This is a genomic window from Microcoleus asticus IPMA8, from assembly GCF_013179805.1.
Classification (GTDB): domain Bacteria; phylum Cyanobacteriota; class Cyanobacteriia; order Cyanobacteriales; family Microcoleaceae; genus Microcoleus; species Microcoleus asticus.
Genome location: NZ_SRRZ01000002.1, coordinates 93,013 through 111,536, shown reverse-complemented (window position 1 = coordinate 111,536; position 18,524 = coordinate 93,013). Strand labels below are relative to the sequence as shown.

The 18,524-nt window shown below is 44.3% G+C and carries 11 protein-coding genes, 1 tRNA gene and 1 pseudogene; 2 read left to right on the top strand and 11 right to left on the bottom strand.

Going from position 1 to position 18,524, the window contains the following annotated elements:
• Positions 1–132: 132 nt before the first annotated feature.
• Together E5S67_RS01225 and E5S67_RS01220 are read right to left on the bottom strand one after the other, a co-directional pair.
• Positions 133–279: pseudogene (locus tag E5S67_RS01225) on the bottom strand (IS701 family transposase); the annotation flags it as partial.
• Between the two features lie 63 nt (positions 280–342).
• Entirely contained in the window at positions 343–1,449 is a 1,107-nt protein-coding gene (locus tag E5S67_RS01220) for an N-acetylmuramoyl-L-alanine amidase-like domain-containing protein (RefSeq protein WP_172184660.1), read from the bottom strand.
• A 179-nt stretch (positions 1,450–1,628) separates the two neighbouring features.
• Between E5S67_RS01220 and E5S67_RS01215 the strand changes: the two genes are divergently transcribed.
• Positions 1,629–2,900: a serine hydrolase gene (locus tag E5S67_RS01215; protein ID WP_172184659.1), complete on the top strand. Its 1,272-nt coding sequence runs from the start codon at positions 1,629–1,631 to the stop codon at positions 2,898–2,900.
• A gap of 238 nt (positions 2,901–3,138) precedes the next feature.
• Here E5S67_RS01215 and E5S67_RS01210 read toward each other — a convergent pair whose 3' ends face one another.
• The 3 genes from E5S67_RS01210 to E5S67_RS01200 all read right to left on the bottom strand — a co-directional run bounded on the left by E5S67_RS01210 (position 3,139) and on the right by E5S67_RS01200 (position 6,332).
• Positions 3,139–3,297, bottom strand: coding sequence for a hypothetical protein (locus tag E5S67_RS01210; RefSeq protein ID WP_172184658.1), 159 nt, complete (start codon positions 3,295–3,297; stop codon positions 3,139–3,141).
• 144 nt (positions 3,298–3,441) lie between these two features.
• A tRNA-Gln gene (locus E5S67_RS01205) sits at positions 3,442–3,513 on the bottom strand.
• Positions 3,514–3,614: 101 nt separating this feature from the next.
• On the bottom strand, positions 3,615–6,332 hold the full coding sequence (locus E5S67_RS01200; protein ID WP_246276571.1) for a GAF domain-containing protein: 2,718 nt from the start codon (positions 6,330–6,332) through the stop codon (positions 3,615–3,617).
• 835 nt (positions 6,333–7,167) lie between these two features.
• Here E5S67_RS01200 and E5S67_RS01195 point away from each other — a divergent pair.
• Complete coding sequence (locus tag E5S67_RS01195) at positions 7,168–7,554, top strand: response regulator (protein ID WP_172184656.1); 387 nt, start codon at positions 7,168–7,170, stop codon at positions 7,552–7,554.
• 128 nt (positions 7,555–7,682) lie between these two features.
• Here the strand turns inward: E5S67_RS01195 and cheB are convergent, their stop codons facing one another.
• The 6 genes from cheB to E5S67_RS01165 all read right to left on the bottom strand — a co-directional run bounded on the left by cheB (position 7,683) and on the right by E5S67_RS01165 (position 18,344).
• Positions 7,683–8,768: a chemotaxis-specific protein-glutamate methyltransferase CheB gene (gene cheB / locus E5S67_RS01190; protein ID WP_172184655.1), complete on the bottom strand. Its 1,086-nt coding sequence runs from the start codon at positions 8,766–8,768 to the stop codon at positions 7,683–7,685.
• Positions 8,769–8,917: 149 nt separating this feature from the next.
• On the bottom strand, positions 8,918–11,419 hold the full coding sequence (locus E5S67_RS01185) for a hybrid sensor histidine kinase/response regulator (protein ID WP_172184653.1): 2,502 nt from the start codon (positions 11,417–11,419) through the stop codon (positions 8,918–8,920).
• A gap of 129 nt (positions 11,420–11,548) precedes the next feature.
• The gene (locus E5S67_RS01180) at positions 11,549–13,354 is read right to left on the bottom strand and encodes a methyl-accepting chemotaxis protein (RefSeq protein WP_172184651.1); all 1,806 of its coding nucleotides are present in this window, start codon (positions 13,352–13,354) and stop codon (positions 11,549–11,551) included.
• A gap of 131 nt (positions 13,355–13,485) precedes the next feature.
• Positions 13,486–14,952 (bottom strand): methyl-accepting chemotaxis protein, encoded by a 1,467-nt coding sequence (locus E5S67_RS01175; protein ID WP_172184649.1) that lies wholly within the window; start codon positions 14,950–14,952, stop codon positions 13,486–13,488.
• 494 nt (positions 14,953–15,446) lie between these two features.
• A complete protein-coding gene (locus tag E5S67_RS01170; protein ID WP_172184647.1) occupies positions 15,447–16,565 on the bottom strand; it encodes a chemotaxis protein CheW in 1,119 nt (372 codons plus the stop codon).
• A 120-nt stretch (positions 16,566–16,685) separates the two neighbouring features.
• Positions 16,686–18,344 carry a CheR family methyltransferase gene (locus E5S67_RS01165; RefSeq protein ID WP_172184645.1) on the bottom strand — a complete coding sequence of 553 codons (1,659 nt, stop codon included), beginning with the start codon at positions 18,342–18,344 and terminating at the stop codon, positions 16,686–16,688.
• Positions 18,345–18,524 lie beyond the last annotated feature (180 nt).

The following is an 18,524-nucleotide window of genomic DNA, read 5'->3' as shown; positions in this document are numbered from 1 at the left end:
AGTTTGCCTTCAATCAAGTTACATTATCCGATATGAGGAATTGGTTTACTCACTGCTGTTATTGTACCTCATCTTTCTGAGAAACGCTATAGCTTGCTTCTCTAATTAGATAAAAATATCACCATAAACTCAGGAGAGCCGTTTTATGTCCGATATCATACGGACATGTAAGTACTTAAAAGCTTCAAAGCTCCTAACTTCTGGAAATATGTTTTGGTAAATTTGACAGTATTCATCTATAAATTTGACTGTGGGTAGTGGTTGACGAGGCTCTACCATAGGACTGGCAATGCTTTTGGGGTGTGTCACGGATTATACTACCACGAGAGTGACAAAAGAGGGTTAATGAGGTGTTTTCGCCCTAGCGACTACAATGCCGATCGCACTTTCGCCTCTCCTAATATATCTCTGCAAGTCGTAAGCAACTGTCACCTCCCCAGCCGGCGAAGCGTGAATTAAACCCATATTGCCGTCAGCATTGCGGTAGACTAAACCCGTGTGGGTGACATCCAATCCTTTAACCTCCGTCGCTACCGCTACAATATCCCCCGGTTTTAACTGAGAATAAACACTTTTTATCCGATTTGTCGGGATGTAATTAACAGTCGTTTTGGCTAAGTCTGCTTCTTGGCTGACAATGCACTGATAAGTTGCTTCGTCTTTGACCATTTGCGGGTAACTGCTGCGGTGCTGGCTCATAAAATTTAGTGTTTTATTCATGGGCACTCCGCCTAATTCAGCGGTGATATTTTCCACTGTTTGCCGTTTTTGATTGTCGTTAATCCATTCGGAAAAATAATGCAATCTGCTGCAATAACCGTTGATTTTACCGTTTAAATACCGCTGTTCTTCTATGCGATTGACAAAATTTTGATAGTCGTAATCTTGTACTGCTACGCCCCTGGCGATCGCCAAAACGGTTTCTACAAACAAAACGCAATCAAATTTATTCAACGTTACAATCAACTTTTCTTCGCCGGATTTGTCCAGCAAACCCTCGGCGTAGGGCTTTCCTAGGAAATTATCCGCGATCGCCTGAACGATTTCTCCGATCGGTCGATCGTGCAAATTTTGTCGTTTTGCATACTGTACAACCTTTTCAAAACGTGCTATGTCTTCGGGTTGTGCAGCAGTTTCTCTTTTCGTATTATTGGAGTCAGGTCGTCTCGCCAGCACTTCCAGCAATTGGGAATAGGAAATTTCAGGTAAATTCTTGAAGTCCCAAAATATACTCGGGAAACTGGAAACAGTTTGGTTGTTTGTCAGTTCCCGATTTTCGCTTTCTCCTGTCAATTCTGACACTACATCCGCGCCCTGTCGTTCTGTTTGTCGCGAGACAACATATCCCCCGGCAGCTTGAGACTGAAATGCCCAAACATTAGGTATCAAAAAATTATTCACGCAGGCGATCGCAAATCCTAAAACAGCCAGACTCCAAAAATTTCTCATGTTTTTCAAAGGATTTTGCTTCCACTGAGTGCTATCCTGAAATTTTTACAATTATTAGAACTATAAATCAGCCTAGCAGACAGATAAAATTGGCAACAGCGGACTCGATCGACACACTTGTCATTTAGACGCCGCCCTATTATAAACTGATCGTGCGAGTCTGATACCACAAAACTGTAATGCAAGTAGAACGCCGACGCCGCCCAATCCAACCCCGACGCCCAATCCATCCCGTGAGCCCAATCGGGTCGCGACGCCAAAGCAGCCAGCGTCCTGTCCAATCCCGTCGCCGAGTCAGGACGAAATTTTCTCGCTTAAAATACCGTAACATCCTGTGCTTAATTGCTGGGGTCATCGCGATCGGTTGGATTATCACAATACCGTTCAGAATTCGCCGTCCCCCTGAACCGCCAGTCATTTTGCCTCAACAGGTCATCTCGCCTCAAGAACCACTATCGCCACCGACAATTCAAACATCGGAAAATTTAGCCGATCGTCAAAGCGAGCCTATCTTCAGCTACAATATCAAAACACCTCCCAGTCCAGTTTACTCTCAAGAATTGCAAGGGATTGTTGATGAAGCTGTGAACATTGCGACCAGCAAAGGGCTGCCCGCAGAACAGCTATCAATTACCTTAATGGATGTCAGTAATTCCAAAACTCACACCTTCGCCGGATATCAAAATCAAGCTCTCAGATTTCCCGCTAGCGTTGCCAAGTTATTTTGGATGGCAGCCTTTTACTCAGCCATAGAAAAAGGCCTAATTACCCAAAGAGAATCTGCCTTTAAAGACGACCTAGAACAAATGATTCGCGTCTCCAACAACGATGCTGCCAGCAAGCTTTTAGACAAAATCACCGATACAAAATCCGGCGGACGGCTGGCAGGAGAAGAGTTGCAAACCTGGCTGAAAAAGCGCACTCAAATTAACACATTTTTCCAGTCAGCAGGCTACAATGATATTCGTATAAGCACCAAAAATTATCCCATATACTATTTAAGACAAGAAGGGCCAATCGGTCGCGACTTGCAATTGCGGGGCGATGCTTCTCAGCCGATTCGCAATCAAGTAACTACCGACCAAGCCGCCAGATTAATATATGAAATCTATACTAGACAAGCGGTTTCTAGCGTCGCCAGCCGCAAAATGGCTTACTTGCTGACTAGAGACTTAGACCCCAAGGCCTGGAAAAATGACCCTAGCAACTCGATACAAGGATTTCTCGGCGAATCTTTACCAACTAATATTTATTTTGGTTCTAAAGTGGGCTATACTTCCAAATCCCGCAGCGAAGCGGCATTTGTCAGAACTTTAGACGATCGCGCGATTTATATCTTAGTCGTTTTCGCAGACGCTCCGGCTTATGCCAAGGACGAAACAGCATTTCCAGCAATTTCTCGATACGTTTTCGATCGGCTAAACGCTCGCGGCCCCAGCATTTTGCCGTGAGATCGAATAGGGCGGGTTGACTGTTGACTGTTAGTCGAAAAACTGAAGGATGGTTGATATCCAATCCGGTAGTATCGGAATTATTCGTCTCTCTGTTCTCTTCCTCTGTTTTCTCGGCGTCAAGAGCGGTTTAATCATTCCAATGCAACCGGATTTGATATGAGTGTTGAATGTTGACTCGATTTTATAGCAACCGCCAAGACGGTTAGGACGTTGTTAATGGCTGAAACGATTGATTTTATTGCTTCTTCCTTCTTCCTTCTTCCTTCTTCCTTCTGCTATACAATTCCGGTGCAGTCAGAAGTGATATTACGCACAAACAACGGTTTCTGCGAAAAATCGGCACTCCCGACCAAAGAAACCAATTTCTTGACCACAAATCTACGCTTTTAGGCAAAACCCGCAGCAAGAAACCCCGGTTTCTTATATCCTGTCAGCAAGTCTTAATTAGGTTTGTAGTTAGAAAGTGGTTTTTCTCTGGTCAGCCAAGCGCTGACTATCAACAATCAGTTAAATAATTGATTTACCGGACACAATTTAACTGGGGCGAAAGGATTCGAACCTCTGAATGGCGGGACCAAAACCCGCTGCCTTACCACTTGGCGACGCCCCAACGTCTTAACCTTCACTATCTTAACATTCTAACACAGCAATCTGTCAAGCATTTTGACAATAAAATTTAAAAAATGTTTTTGAAACGGATCGCCTGCAGGTTTATTCTTTGATCTTAGGGGGGCGAGCTACCGGGATTTCAATCCAGAACTCCGCTCCCTGTCCAGGTTCCGAGATACACTTCAAGCTGCCTCCGTGTTTTTCCACCACAATCTGGTAGCTGATAGACAAGCCGAGCCCTGTACCCTTGCCCACAGGTTTAGTGGTAAAGAAAGGGTCAAACAAGTGGCATTTAGCTTTTTCGACCAATCCCGGCCCGCTGTCTTGAATCCGAATCACCACAACTTGACCGATCGGCTTTCCTGACTCACCAGCCTCCGAGTCTCGATCCACCAACGCAGTCGAGATTTTGATCGTCTTGGGTGCGGGCTGATTTTCCAAAGAGTCGATCGCATTCCCCAAAATATTCATAAATACTTGGTTGAGCTGTCCGGGATAGCACTCTACCTTCGGGAAGTCGCCGTAGTCTTTAATTACCTCAATTCCCGGTATTAGCTCGTTTGACTTCAAGCGGCTCTGCAAAATCAGCAGCGTGCTGTCAATCCCTTCGTGAATGTCCACCGGCTTCATCTCGGCTTCGTCAAGGCGCGCGAAGTTCCGCAGAGACAGGACTATTTTGCTGATGCGTTCGGTTCCTATCTCTATTGAAGACAGAATTTTCAGCAAATCCGGAACTATGAAATCAACATCGATTTCTTCGTTTTTGTGGAGAATTTCGTGGCAAGGCTCGGGGTAGTGCTTTTGATACAAGTGCAGCAAATCCAGCAGATTTTTCATGTACTGCTTGCAATAAGTCAAGTTGCCGTAAATAAAATTAACCGGATTGTTAATTTCGTGGGCGACGCCGGCGACCATTTGACCGAGAGAGGACATTTTTTCGTTTTGGATGAGCTGAGCTTCTTTCTGCTGCAAACTCTGCAATGTTTCCGTCAGTTGGCGGGCTTGAGTTTGAGCGGCTAAGGCGGCCGCCCGGGTTTGGGCGTAAAGTTCGGCTTGGTCGATCGCGATCGCCAGTTGATCCACCACCGCTTGCAGCAATTCCACTTCGCTCGTCGCCCATGAACGGCTGCTGCTGTAATGGTTGCAAACTACAGCACCCATTTGACCGGAGCGAGTCTTGAGCGGCAGCAGCAGGTTAGAAACAATCCCGAGACTGGTCAAAAAAACTCGCGTGGGCGGTTCTATGCAGAGTGCTGTTGCCGCGTCGCCAATCCGCAGCGTTTGGCGGTGGCTAATTTTCTCAGCCAGCAGCGTTACTTGTTCGATCGGGTATTCTGTGAGCCGCTCTTTGAGTTCGGGATTTGCCGCCTCGTGGGTGATCGCAAAGCTTGGCTCCCCGTCTCGCGAGATTGAGTACCACAAAAAGTAGCACTGGTCAACCTGCAACAAGCTGCGAATTTCGTTGACAGCCGTATCTAAAATTTTGTCGAGGTCGAGGGAATTCCGCATCTGGCTGGCGAGGCCGAACAGCAGGCCTTCGCGGTGGCTCAACAATTCTTCTCGGGCGGCGTGGCGATCGATCGCCACGGCGATGGCGTTAGCCACGCAGCCCAGAACTTCTAGCGCTCCGTCGCTTGCCAAAGCGCTACTGCACAGAAGCATCACTCCCACCAGCCGCTCTTCGACAATCAGCGGATAGGCAATGGCGCAGAGAGACGGGTTCGACAGTAGGCACACAGGAGCCGTTTGGAGTTTTCCCGGTTCTGCTCGCACCCAATCTTCTCTATCCCCTGCCCACTCTTCGCTGCTGAGTCCTGAATTAGCCTGCAATTCTAACCGCTCAGTCTGCGGGTTGAACGTCCAGATGCTCGCCGCTGTGGCGTCGAGGTACTCTACCATTGCCTCGGTGCAGCGGTTGAGGATGGCTGATAGTTTCCCGCCTTGTCCGAGGACTGCACCTACTTTAGCTTGCAGGGCTCCCAAGCGCGATGGATCTTGTAGCGAGGCTGCCCTTAGTTGGCCCTGGGAGCTGCCCCGCGATCGGGCAACGATTTCTCGGATTTTTTTGGTATCAGGATAGCGCCCGATGCCTGCTGAAGTTTCCCACAAATATTGAGATTTGGCGGTTCTTCCGAGCGTCGGGAGCTTTTTTGTTCGGTATATTCTGGTGCCGCTCTGTGGCGTCTGTACCGCACAGAACCTGGATCGGTTCGAGCCACGACGAACTAACTGCGAGATTTGCTGGCTCTCAGAGGTGATATCTTCTACTTCTGGCAACTGTTTCTGGGCTTTGACTAATTGCCAGCGCAGCTCCACCAAACTCGCAACTTGCCGACTCAAAGCTTTAATAGCTTCTATGGTTTCTTTTGTCAAGTGTCTCGGCACGGAGTCCATGACGGATAGCACTCCCAGCATCTGCCCATCTGAGGTTACGACTGGGATTCCGGCGTAAAATTTCACGAAGGGGTAGGAAACGGTCAGCGGATGCTCGGCAAATCCCACGTCTGTGGAAGCGTCTCGGACAATGGCGGCGGGCGGTTCCTTAAAGGAATTTGCAGGGGGTTCGATCGCAGATTCGGGAGCAACTGGCGGTTTTTGCAGGGGAATTGCCCGGTCAAATTCCGAGTTTGAGTTTGAGCCGACGGCGAACTCTTCGGGAGTGCGGTCTAGCGCGCGAGCGCAAAAATTCAGGTAACTATCGGCCAAAGTTCGATCGAAACCTAACTGCGACTTCAACCAGTGGCGGTTACCGTCAATCAAGCTCAAGAAAGCAATAGGAGTTCGGCTGATATGGGCTGCCAAACCGACCAAATTGTCCAAGCAAACCTCTGGATCAGAGCCAAGAAGCTGATACAAGTCGATGTTATGGAGCTTGAACACTTTTTTTACCAAGAGGCAAGGTGCTTTTATCATTTGTAACTGCCCGTCTAGTTGGTGGCAACCGCCCTTCTCAATACTTCCCTTAAAAAACAAGCTATGAATTTTGTGCTGGGAGAATGTGGGCGCAAGTCCCGCGCAGGCTGCTTGCGCCGAACTCAGACTAACCTCTTGACTGACAGGGAAACTTTGGAATTATGGGAGTTAGATCACCCCAGATCTAAGACTGTATAAATTATACTTCCAGTGAATTCTGCTTTTGAATACCTCCGGCTCTCTAAATCTAAAAGCCTCTGTTGGGAGGAAGCAGCTTTCCAAAATATATGGCGATTGCTTATCTAGAATTTTTTAATCAGTTTAATTACATTTTAACAGACTTGTTTAATCGTGGGTAGGGGGCTTGCTGGTAGATTTAAATCATTGGCTTGTGCCACAATACCAATGTCCTTTACCGAGCTGTGCCGCAGCCTGCTGTTCAACTACACTTAGGAGATGAACTACAAAAGATTGCTAATATGTTAAAATTTGTAACAATAGTTGGTCAAACTCGACCGTCTAGGGTTTATGGGCTGGGATGCACATTTGGCAACTTTTGTAATCCCCGATCGACCACTCTCCCAATCCCTTTTTTCGAGTTTTAGGTAAAAAAAACAGGGGTAAGGTTTCTACTAACGCTCCAACGGGGTTGGGAATTATTACCCAGAGGCAACTCTCAAAAAATGACGGGGGGAATTATGTTTTGTATTTTCAAGAACTATAAATAAACAGGGAGAAAAATATGTGTGCAAGTAATAGTCAAGTACCAACTATTTTGGCAGTTGATGATAGCGTCGTGATGCAAGGACTTGTTAAACAGGCTTTAAGCAAAGAGTTTAGAGTTCTCGTAACCGACAATGCAGTGGATGCTTTATCAACGATTTATCACGAACAAATTTCGGTTTTGTTGCTCGATGTTTCGATGCCTGGGATTGACGGGTTGGAACTCTGCCGCACAGTGCGCAGCTTGCCTCAGTTTCAGAATTTGCCGATCGTAATGCTGACAGCGCGAGATGGAGCCTTTGATAAGGTACAGGGGCGTTTGGCGGGAGCAACCGAGTATTTAACTAAGCCGTTTGATGCTGATAAATTGCGCGAGGTAATTGGTAAGTTTATTAAAATCAAATAATCAGACTTAGAAAAAAAAGTTCAGTTTTGAGTAATTAATGAACTAAAAAGTGGCGATCGTCCTTTATAACCCCGGCTTCTTTAACCCGTCGGGGGGCGGGGTATTCTGCACTATTTGGGGGGTTAGTCCTAAATTTTTAATTTTGTCAGGAGTAGAGGAGCGATCGCGCTGACAGGTAGAATATATTGGGCCGCACAGAGGGCGATCGCTTCTTTCGGCATTCCGAAAACAACGCAACTAGCTTCATCTTGAGCAATTGTCAAGCCGCCGAGTTGGGCGATCGCCAACATTCCCTCAGCACCATCTCTACCCATTCCTGTCAGCAAAACACCCGCCGCAGCCCGACCGTAAACTTTAGCAACTGACTTAAATGTTACCGTTATTGAGGGGCAGTGTCCCGCGACGTGCTCAGCTTGAGAATAAATAAATCGCCCTTGAGAATCCAATTCTAAATGACGTTTTTCTGGCGGAAAGTAAACAATACCAGCTTGCGGTAATTCCCCCAAACCCGCTATTTTTACCGGCAGTTTAGATTCACAAGCCAGCCAATCAACTAATCCTTTCAAAAAACCTTCACTGATGTGCTGAACGCAAATTACAGGCACTGGAAAATTAGCCGGAAGCTTAGAAATAATAGCGTACAGTGCTTGAGGCCCCCCTGTAGAAGCCCCTATAGCCAAGACTTTAATAGTTGAAGATTTAACATTTTCGTTGGAAAATTTGTAATTAGAAACTGGTACTTGGTTGATTTTTACAATTTTGTTATTATCTTCTTTTTGCACCATTCTTTGATGCCGTGTAAATACTTTAACTCCTGAGAGTATTTTAACTTTAGCTATTAATTGATTGGCCATGCGAGCGTAATCTGATACCGACCCGCCAATCGGTTTCGGAAAAACATCCAATGCACCAGCATTTAACACTTGAAATACATTTTGAGTATCATCCGCTTGCACTGAAGCACTAATTACTAAAATTGGTAGCGGATATTTCTTCATTACTTCTTTCGTGAATTCTAACCCGTTCATTGGTGCCATGTTCAAATCAGTACAGATTACTTCTGGGTGAAGTTTAGGTATTAATTCCAGTGCTTTTAATCCGTTGGAAGCGGTTCCTACAACTTGGATTTCGGGCGAGGAATCAAAAATTCGTTTGAGGACGATCGTAACTACTGGAGAATCTTCAACTAACAATAATTTAATGGGCGATAACATCAGTTTATTGGTAAATTGGGAATGGTAAATTGGGCTTCGATGCACTGGGAATTGCGCACTGGAGACTGAGCATTGGGCATTGCTAATAGGTAGTCAATAACAAATGGCTAATAACTAATGACTAATGACTAATGACTAATGACTAATGGTTAAACTAACCTTTTTAGTGTCTCTACCAGCACATCTTGATTGAACGTACCTTTAGGAATATAAGCATTTGCCCCGGCATCAGCCCCTCTTTTTCTATCTTCATCCGACGCCAAAGATGTCACTAAAATTATCGGCAACTCACTGTATTCTTTTTGCTCTCGAATCTTAACAGTCAGCGCCAAACCGTCTAAATTTGGCATTTGCACGTCAGAAATCACTGCATCAAAGTAGCGAGTTTTTAATTTATGGAAAGCATCCAATCCGTCTACCGCTGTCACAACTTCGTAACCCGCGCCTTCCAGGATACGCTTTTCTTGAGTGCGGGTAGCGATCGAGTCTTCTGCTAAAAGTATAACTTGTTTTCGGCTGACCGTCTCAATAGGCGATCGCCCACCAGAAACCCCACGCGGCGAAACTTGCTGGCGTACAGATTTTATCAAATCGTGGGGATTGAGTACCATACAAACTTCCCCCGTCCCGAGAATCGTTGCACCTGAAACATTTCGCACCCGTTTCAGCAATTGACTTTGAGGTTTAATCACCACATCCTGTGCCTCAATCAAAGCATCTATAAATAATCCCAATCTTTCCTCCCCAACTTTCAGAACAATACAAGACATTTTCGGTGAATTTGAATTCAGGGAGAATCCCTCTACTTTTCTGTTGATATCTATCCCGCTTTCCTGTGTCCACTCCCGATTTTTCGGAAGCCATGCTCTCTTGTTTAATTCTAGTATATCTGCCAAATAAGCAACTGATATGGGCTGACCATTGGCAAGTATAGTTGCCTTACCTTCCACGGTAAAAACATCAGAATAAGCAACCATTTTTGCCGTTTCCACAAACTCAATTGGCAGCCCGTAAGCAAGATTTTCAACCGCAAAAATTAATATATTAGCAGTAGCTATAGACGTGCTGAGTAGGAGCCGTAAGCTGCATCCTTTTCCTGATACAGATTCAACTTGAATGCTGCCTTTTAGTGCTTCAACATTAGTCTTAACTACATCTAAACCCACTCCCCGACCCGAGATTTCAGTAACAAATGTTCTGGTGGAAAAACCAGGAGAAAAAATCAGGGATTGAATTTGGCTTTCTGTCATGATGGCGAGTGCTTCCGGCGTGCAGATGTTGCGTTTGAGAGCAGTTTGTTTAATGCGATCGAGATTCAGACCCTGGCCATCATCAGCAACTTCAATAATAATATTACTAGCAGTATGGTAGCCTTTAATTCGGAGAGTTCCGGCGGGAGGTTTGCCGAGCTTTTCGCGTCCAGCGGCAGTCTCGATGCCGTGGTCGATCGCATTCCGAATCATGTGCATCAAAGGGTCTTTCATTTCTTCTAAAATGCGTTTATCAACTAGAATTTCTCCACCTTCGATGACTAATTCAACTTCTTTTCCTTCCCGTTTCGCCAAGTCTCTAACCGCTCGGGGAAATAGATTAAAAATAGTAGACAAAGGCAGCAGTCTGAGAGTGCGAATTCCTGAGCCTAATTCCTCAGCAATTAATTCGAGTCTGGCAGTATCTTCATCAACTCGATTGTTCAAATGATTTACTAGATCTCCCAGACATTCTAAATGCTCTTCAGTCCGCTGGCAATAACTATGTAACTGCATGACGACCGCGTTTTGTTGAAACCCAGTTTCCTCAGCTTCTATCTGATTAAGAGCCAACCGATTTTTTAAAGCTTCTCGGCTCCAATCTTCCCACAAAGCGGTCAGCTTTCCGAGAGCAGCAAGTCGGTGTACTAGCCGAGTTTTGGTAACAGTAAGTTCCCCTGCTTGAGTCATTAAATCGTCTAGATTTTGGGTAGCAACGCGAATTGTTTCAATGCGGTAAGACGAACTAAAGGAACCGTTAACAGTGGGTTGAGAAGCCGATGAAGAAGCCGATGCAGCAGCGGGCCCAGAAGCGGCAGGCAAGTTTTGAGCTTGCTGCAGCAATTCTTGCTCGGATGGTAGCGTCAACAAAGAGAAATTATTATATAAATCAGTGGCGAAAGAAGTTTCACTGTTTGTTTCTGGTGGCGGCGTTTCCGAATCAGTAAATTGCATTTTTACTAATTCTTGTTCCGGTACTTGTGAAGATGCTGGCTCTGCTGTCGGGGGGACTAACTGGGGCTTGTTAGAAGCACCCATCATGCTAGCGAGCACGTAAAATGTATTGACGCCGGAATCTTGGCCCGTGACGGCTTCGTTAACGAGTTTGCGCATGGCGTCTAAACCTTGCGAAAGTCGATCGCTAATATCTAGATTTAGTTGAGTTTCTCCCCGCTTGACACCTCCCAAAATATGCTCTATTTGGTGAGCTAAAGATGCTACATCTTTTACTCCCAGCATTCCAGCATCGCCTTTAAGAGAATGAGTTTCTCGCAGCAATTCTTCTAACTTAGCTGTGTCCCTCGGGTGTTGTTCCAAGTACAGCAATCCATCGTCTAGTTTCTGCAAGTGTTCTTGACTAGCGATTTTAAATACATCTCGGAGTTCTTCATCTTCAATCATATATATCTTTCGGTAATGGGTCATCGCTAATTGAGAAGTGGTAATCGGTAATCTAGAAGTGGTAATCGGTTATTGGTAATTCTTTCTTCTATCCGTTACATTTTTTGTCGAACATCTTCCAACATCTGACTAAACTACTGCTTTTAAATTTTGGGCTGCTTGGTTGAGTTTAGAAATGCCGAGTTTGACTTGAGAAATTCCGGTGGCAGTTTCCTGGGCAGCGAGGTTAAGAGAGTTGACAACTTCAACTACATCCTCAATGGCGATCGCCTGGTTTATTGCAGTACAAGAAATTTGTTTGCTGTTCAAAACAATGCGCTCAATCGATTCTGCCACCCCAGCAAATGCGTCAGCAGTTTTTCTGGCAATTCTTACTCCATTTTCTACAGTTTTTGTGCCATTATCCATCACCGTTTCTGTTGAAATAATCGCTTTCTGGATGTCTGCAACTAAAGCATTAATCTTGCTAGCAGATTCCTGGCTCCGATCGGCTAATTTGCGAATCTCGCTGGCAACAACAGCAAATCCTTTGCCGCTTTCACCTGCTCTCACTGCTTCGACAGCAGCGTTGAGGGCAAGCATATTTGTTTGGTTTGCTAAATCGCTGACTAAACTGGAGATATTGCCAATGCGATCAGTTTGCTCGCTTAAACGCAAAATTTGCTTTTTAATTGCTCCTACCGTTTCTGTCAAAGTTGCCATTTCTTTCAAGGTATTGTCTACAGCTTGACTGCCTCCTGCTGTGAGTTTAAGGGCCTGTGAGGCCCCGAAAGCAGCCGCTTCGGCTTGTGAGGCACAAGCTTTGCTTGATTCCCCCAATTCATCCATTGTAGTAGCAGTTCGATGGACAGCATATAGTTGTTGGCTGGCGATGCGTTCCTGCTGTTCCACGGTAACACCAATTTGCGAGGAAGAAGAGGCGATCGCCCGCACAATTTCATTAACCGAGCCAGTAGTTCGACTAGCCAAAAAAGTGGCGATAACGCTAACAATAGCAGCCGTCATTCCAACTCCAGCAATCAGAGCATACAGCATATCTTCTTGGGGAGCAAATACATTTTTTGTATCGTTGGCAATAATCACGCTCCAACCCAATTCGGGCATATTTTTTAAATTTTCAATAGGAGCATAAGTAATCAGTTGCTTAGCTCCATCAATGCGATCGATATCGATCGCACTGTTAATCTTTTTTTCGGCTTGCAATTTGGCAAAAACATTAAATGCTGACCGTGCATCTCTGCTCACATCATCAGTTTCTGTTGCTGAAAAAAACTTGCCATTGCCGTCAATCAAATGGTATTCCTCTTTTTGAAATTCCTCCGAGTATCTGATTAATTTATCTGTGTTTTCGTAAAAACCCTGGTCTAAATAAGTTGTAGGCGTGCGAGTTCTGATGACGGCGATAGTTTTTCCTGTATTGATATCGACAACTGGCGCCGCTGCAAAAATGGCGTATTTGCCATTGATAAATGACTTCCTGGGCTGAACAACAGTAGGAAGATTAGTTTTAGTTACTTTTTGAAAATAGTCGCGTTTTCCGAAATCTGTAATCGGTTCTCCGCTCGATTGCAAAATAGTATTCCCCTGGAGGTCTGCGACTGCAATACTGTCGTAGCCTTCCCCTCCATTTATATATTTATCTAACAGAGCTTGTTTTTGACTGGTTGATGTTTTTTTGCTGACTCTGGGGTCGTTCAGTATAGCTAAATTAGCTAGTTCATTAACGTCTAGGTAGCGTTCAAAAAGAAAGTTGCTGACTTCATTTGCTGTAGCGATCGCCCGTAATTCTTGGTACTTAATTACGTAGTTAGTCATGTTCTCGCTGGCAAATAAATAAGTCATGGCTCCTGTCAATAGAACTGGGATTGTACTGAGGGCGATCGCAAAAACAATCGCTTTAATTCTTAAAGACCAGTTGTTAATTTTTTTTATCATAAATTCATAACAGATAACTTATACTATTTGAGATTTGAGATTTGAGATTTGGAAATGACTAATGAGTATCGGGGCTGGGAGCTTGCCTACCGCTGCATTTTTTTGGGAAACTATCATAACTGATAACTATTCTAAACAACTGCTTTTAAATCTAAAGCAGCTTCATTCAATTTTTGAGTGCCGACTTTAGTTTGAGCAATACCGCAAGCCGTTTGTGCCGCTCCTTGGTTGAGAGAGTTCATCGCTTCCACCACTTGTTCGATCGCGAGCGCTTGCTGTTTGGCATTCAGCGAAATTTGCTGAGAACTCAAAACCACGTTGTTAATTGCATTAGCCACTCCGGCAAATGCCGCAGTGGTTTCTGATGCAATATTCACCCCAGCTTCTACAGTTTTAGTTCCTTCGTCTGTCACCATTACCGTTAAATTAATCGCTTTCTGAATATCAGCAACTAACAGATTAATTTGCGCGGCAGATTTTTTACTGCGATCGGCAAGTTTCCGAATTTCTGATGCCACAACGCCGAACCCTTTGCCGTGTTCGCCCGCCCGTACAGCTTCCACCGCAGCATTTAGCGCTAACATATTAGTTTGAGTTGCCAAATCGCTAACTAAAGTTGAGATATTGCCAATGCGATCGGCTTGCTCGCTCAACTGCATAATTTGCCCTTGCATATTTTGCACTTTAGTTTTCAGGGTTGCCATTGCTTTTAAAGTTTCTTCGACAGCTTTTGTACCTATGCCAGCTAAACTTAAAGCTTGCATTGCTTGAGATGCGGCAATTTCTATCTGCTGTGAAGTCGCTCTAGAAGATGCGCCCAATTCGTCCATCGTCGTAGTAGTTTGATTGACTGAAGCTGCTTGCTGGCTTGCCATGCGTTCCTGTTCTTCAACTGTTGCTGCAATCTCAGTGGAAGAACTGGCTATCGAACTAATTGCGCGATCTATAGTTCCAACAATTCCTGACGAAATCAGCCAAGCAAGACCCGTACCAAACAGCAATAACAGCACCGAACCAACCACCAGCGTCGATACCAAAAATTTTAAAGCTTCCTTAGTCATTTGCGTTTTTTGCTTAACCAGATTGAATTCTGTTTCCCGAAATTCCCGGTTCACTTTCAAAAAGTTATTCACAAAATTTGTGTACTTGCCTGTATTAAATACAGCGGTGGCTTTCGCTGTCTGATTTTGCTCCAATAAGCGAACAATGTCTTCGTTAGAACCCTCATAATATTGGTTGACTAGCTCTCGCATCCTGTGCAAACGCATTCTCTGTTCCCGATCTTTAACGGTCGGCTCTACATTATTCGCCGACTGCCGAGCCAACTCTGCACCTGCGCGAAAATCCGTTAAAAACTCCTGATTTTTATTATTAATTAAATACCCGCGTAGCCCCCGTACCATTTGCTCAGCACCTAGGGATATATTAGTTGTTTCTCCGACTACCTGCTGTACCCTTTCCGTTTCTTGGAAAGTTTTAAAAACCTGATTTGTAGTAGCTATAACTACTACGGGAAACCCTAAGTATATAGCTGCTGGCGCTAGATATCCGAGCAGCACCTTGTTTCTAATTTTTAAATTGTTTATTTTAGCAAACATCTTTTTTCCTGAAATTAAGATAGCATTTCTTTTAGTAATGCTGTGACGATGCAATAGTGGTTGGGAGTCCCGCGTTGGCAAAAAAAATTAATCGGCGATTTCTAGGATCGATGCCGTACAGTAACATTAGAAAATAGTATCATAGCTCTGTTCTATTACCCTGTTTTCTTTAGCTTTGGGGTGCGTGGACATCGTTTGTGCAGGCGCGACCCTGATTCGCGGGTAAAATCATCTCCCTCTAAATACTTGTCGGCTGCGCGGCGGTTGCAACAACAGAGAAAAACAGTCTCAGATAAGAGCGATTTCTTCACTTCACTGCGTTGCGTTTCGCTACGCGACATGAAACGCAATGACAGATTGTAAGTAATTTGCCGGCTGTGATATAAAATATTGTTTTAAACTGATCTTTTGCACCATTTTGAGCAAAACCTAACATGGTATAACATTGGTTCTCTGGGCGGAAGTTTAAAAACGGATTTAGTATAACATTTTTTTCAAACCTCCTCATCAACAACAACTCCCCCTTTTGTCAGCAGTTTACGCAAGTTGAGAACAGCGATAATTTTTTCTTCATAAAAAGCAGTACCCCGAAGATATTCGCGGTTAGCCGAATTTAGGGCAGCGGGAATAGTCGCAAGCTCTGCCACATTCAAATATATAATATCTAAGATTTCGTCAACAGCTATACCAACGACCAAATCTTCAATTTCAACAACGATCGCCTTAGATAGGGATTGTGTATCGGCCGACATATTTAAAACATTCCGAATATCCACTAGCGTCAGAATCTCGCCGCGCAAATTCATATTTCCAATAATGTGATCGGGAGTACAAGGAACCGGAGTTACTTGGTTAATCTGAGTAAATTCGCGCACTATCTTTAGATTAATACCAAAGTATTCGCCGTTCAAAACAACCACAACCAGCGACAGATTAATTTCCGCAGAATTTTCGCGATCGCCCAATAGCCTCAAATTGTCAGCTCGCTCTCGAAAAATCGCCTTTTCTTCCGGCGTAGCATTCGGACAAAAAACCTGAGGCTGGCTCAAAACTGTAGCATCTTCCGCTAACAATTTTGGCTCTATTTCTAACGCCAAATTTGTGCCATCTACCTTGCCTGCTGTCGCCCAAGAGCCTGCACCGCTTGCAAAAACTGGCATTTCTGACTCTGTTTTGTCGGGAGAATATCGAATTAAACGATCGAGATTGAGCAGCATGATAATATCGCCTTCACAGCGGGCAAATCCAGCTAAAAAACGATGCGACGCCCCTGCCTTGTCTCCCCCGTAAGATAGCTGCGGAGTTATTGCCTCTTGGGGGATATACTTAACTTCGCTAACTTCATTGACAATGATGGCAACTCGAAATCCTTGCCATTCTATGACGATCGCGCTATCTGTCAAACAATATTTTTGCCAGAGATATCCCAAACGGAGATTCAGATCCATCACGGGGAGAATTTCGCCCCTAAGATCGATCGCCCCGACAATATCTTGAGGCGCTTCGGCAATGGGTGTAAACTCCGGCAGAAAGAAAATTTCCCGAACGCAGCCGACTTCTACACCGTAGAGCAAACCGTTCTGTTTAAATATAAGATACGGCTTAGTTTCCATATTTTCCCTGAGAGTTTATTTACTAGGACTTGCGAAAAAAAAACCCCGTTTCTACTATTCTATTGGGTTGGGCAGCGAGGCATCTACAAAGAAACCGGGTTTTTAGCTTGTCCCGGCGGGTCACTTTTGTTGGCTGTACAATTTTACCAATTTTTTTTTAACATCCATCAATACTTGACTCGCTGTCATTTTTCCCTCCTGATCGATCGGAGTATCGGGCGGTAGTTTTTTGAGTAGATCGCAAGATGAGTTGTACATTTTAATACCTATATTTAGGTTACCTTCTTTATGGTATATATTCCCGAGTTCTAAATAAGCTAAAACAAAAAATGGGCAAAGATAAATAGTTTTTTTCAAGAATAATTTAGCTTTTTCCAAATCGCCCTGTTCTTCCGCAATGTGAGCTTGCAAATAATAAGGAAATACTGACATAGCATCTGCTTTGCTAGCTCGCTTGCAGTGTTCTATCGCCGGAGAATACTGACCTAAATTTGCATAAATTCTAGCCAACAAATAATTTGCATCAAAAGTCTGAGATTGCAGAGATAACGCCTGTTTTGCATTGTCAATTGCCTCAGTATAATCTTTATTTTTCAAGCATTTTTGTGCTTCTAAAATTAGCATTAAATAAGTTTTTTGCGAGTTTTTTTCTACAATAGGATGTGAAAATGCCTCATCCTTACGCGCCAAACCTCCCTCCACATAGGGAGTTCCCAGCGTATTTACCAACCCTGTATCTGCTGTTAACAGCGAGCCGATATCCCCAAGATTGCCGTTAGCAACACTAGCTAGCAGGGTTCGCCTCGGTAGCAACTGACCGCTGTCGCCGTCAACTCCCCCTCCCTTTCCCGATTCCCCAAGTGCCGATTTTGCCTTGGATGCTGATGCAGTCCAAGACTCTATTTTACCTGGTTCCTCCCCTAGGACATTCTTGGCTTGATAAACAACCGACTCCGGGAAAACCTTTGGTTGAAAATCGTGCATCACGTGATTGTGAACTTCAGCGTGACCAGTCATTAAATATCCTCCAGGTCTCAGCGTCTTGGCAAACTTTCTCAAGACCTGTGAAATATATCGATCTTCAAAATAAACAAAAACATTTCTGCACAGGATCAAATCCATGTTATTAATATCTGTGTAAATATTAGGAAAATTATCTGTTACTAAATTTACACAGCTAAAGCTAACTAATTTGCGCAAATTACGGTCGATTTTCCAATCGATTTTCAGCCTCTCGAAATACCGCGTTTGCAGTTCCGAATCAACCAAGCGAAACGACCAAAGGCTGTAAATTCCTCGCTGTGCTTTTTCTATTACTTCTTGATTGATATCTGTACCTAAAACTAAAATATCCCATTTTTCCCAATCAGGAATTAGCTGTTTTAAAATGATAACTAAAGAATAAGGTTCTTCACCTGTCGAGCAGCCGGCACTCCAGACTCGAAGTGTTGGCTTAATTCCCAATGTCTCGTGCAATTTTATTTTACGAGCTATCAATTCAGGGAAAATAACTTTTTCCAGAAGCGAAAACTGTCCTTTGTCCCGCATGAAATAACTTTCGTTGGTTGTCAGCAGCAACGCGAGTTCTCGCCATTCGCTTTGACTTTCCAGACTCGGATCGGCTAACATTTGATAATACTTCTCGGGAAAGGCTATTTTTACAGCTTTCATCCGAGTCAAAAGTTTTTGACATAAACCCGATCGATCTTGCGGGCGAATTTGTAAACCCGTGTGCGCCGTAATTAATTGAATAAATAAGTTAATTTGTGCATCATTCATATCAACCCTGCTAAATGTGTTCAGATATAATCTGCTATTATCTGGAATTGGTAATGGGGGATTGGCTAGGCATTTGAGCCGATCGCACTTACAAAAAAGATACCTACGCAAATAATATCATGTCCGGTCGATCGACCCCACGATTCGGGTCGGGGCGAGTAGACGCTTAGCGGCTGCCCC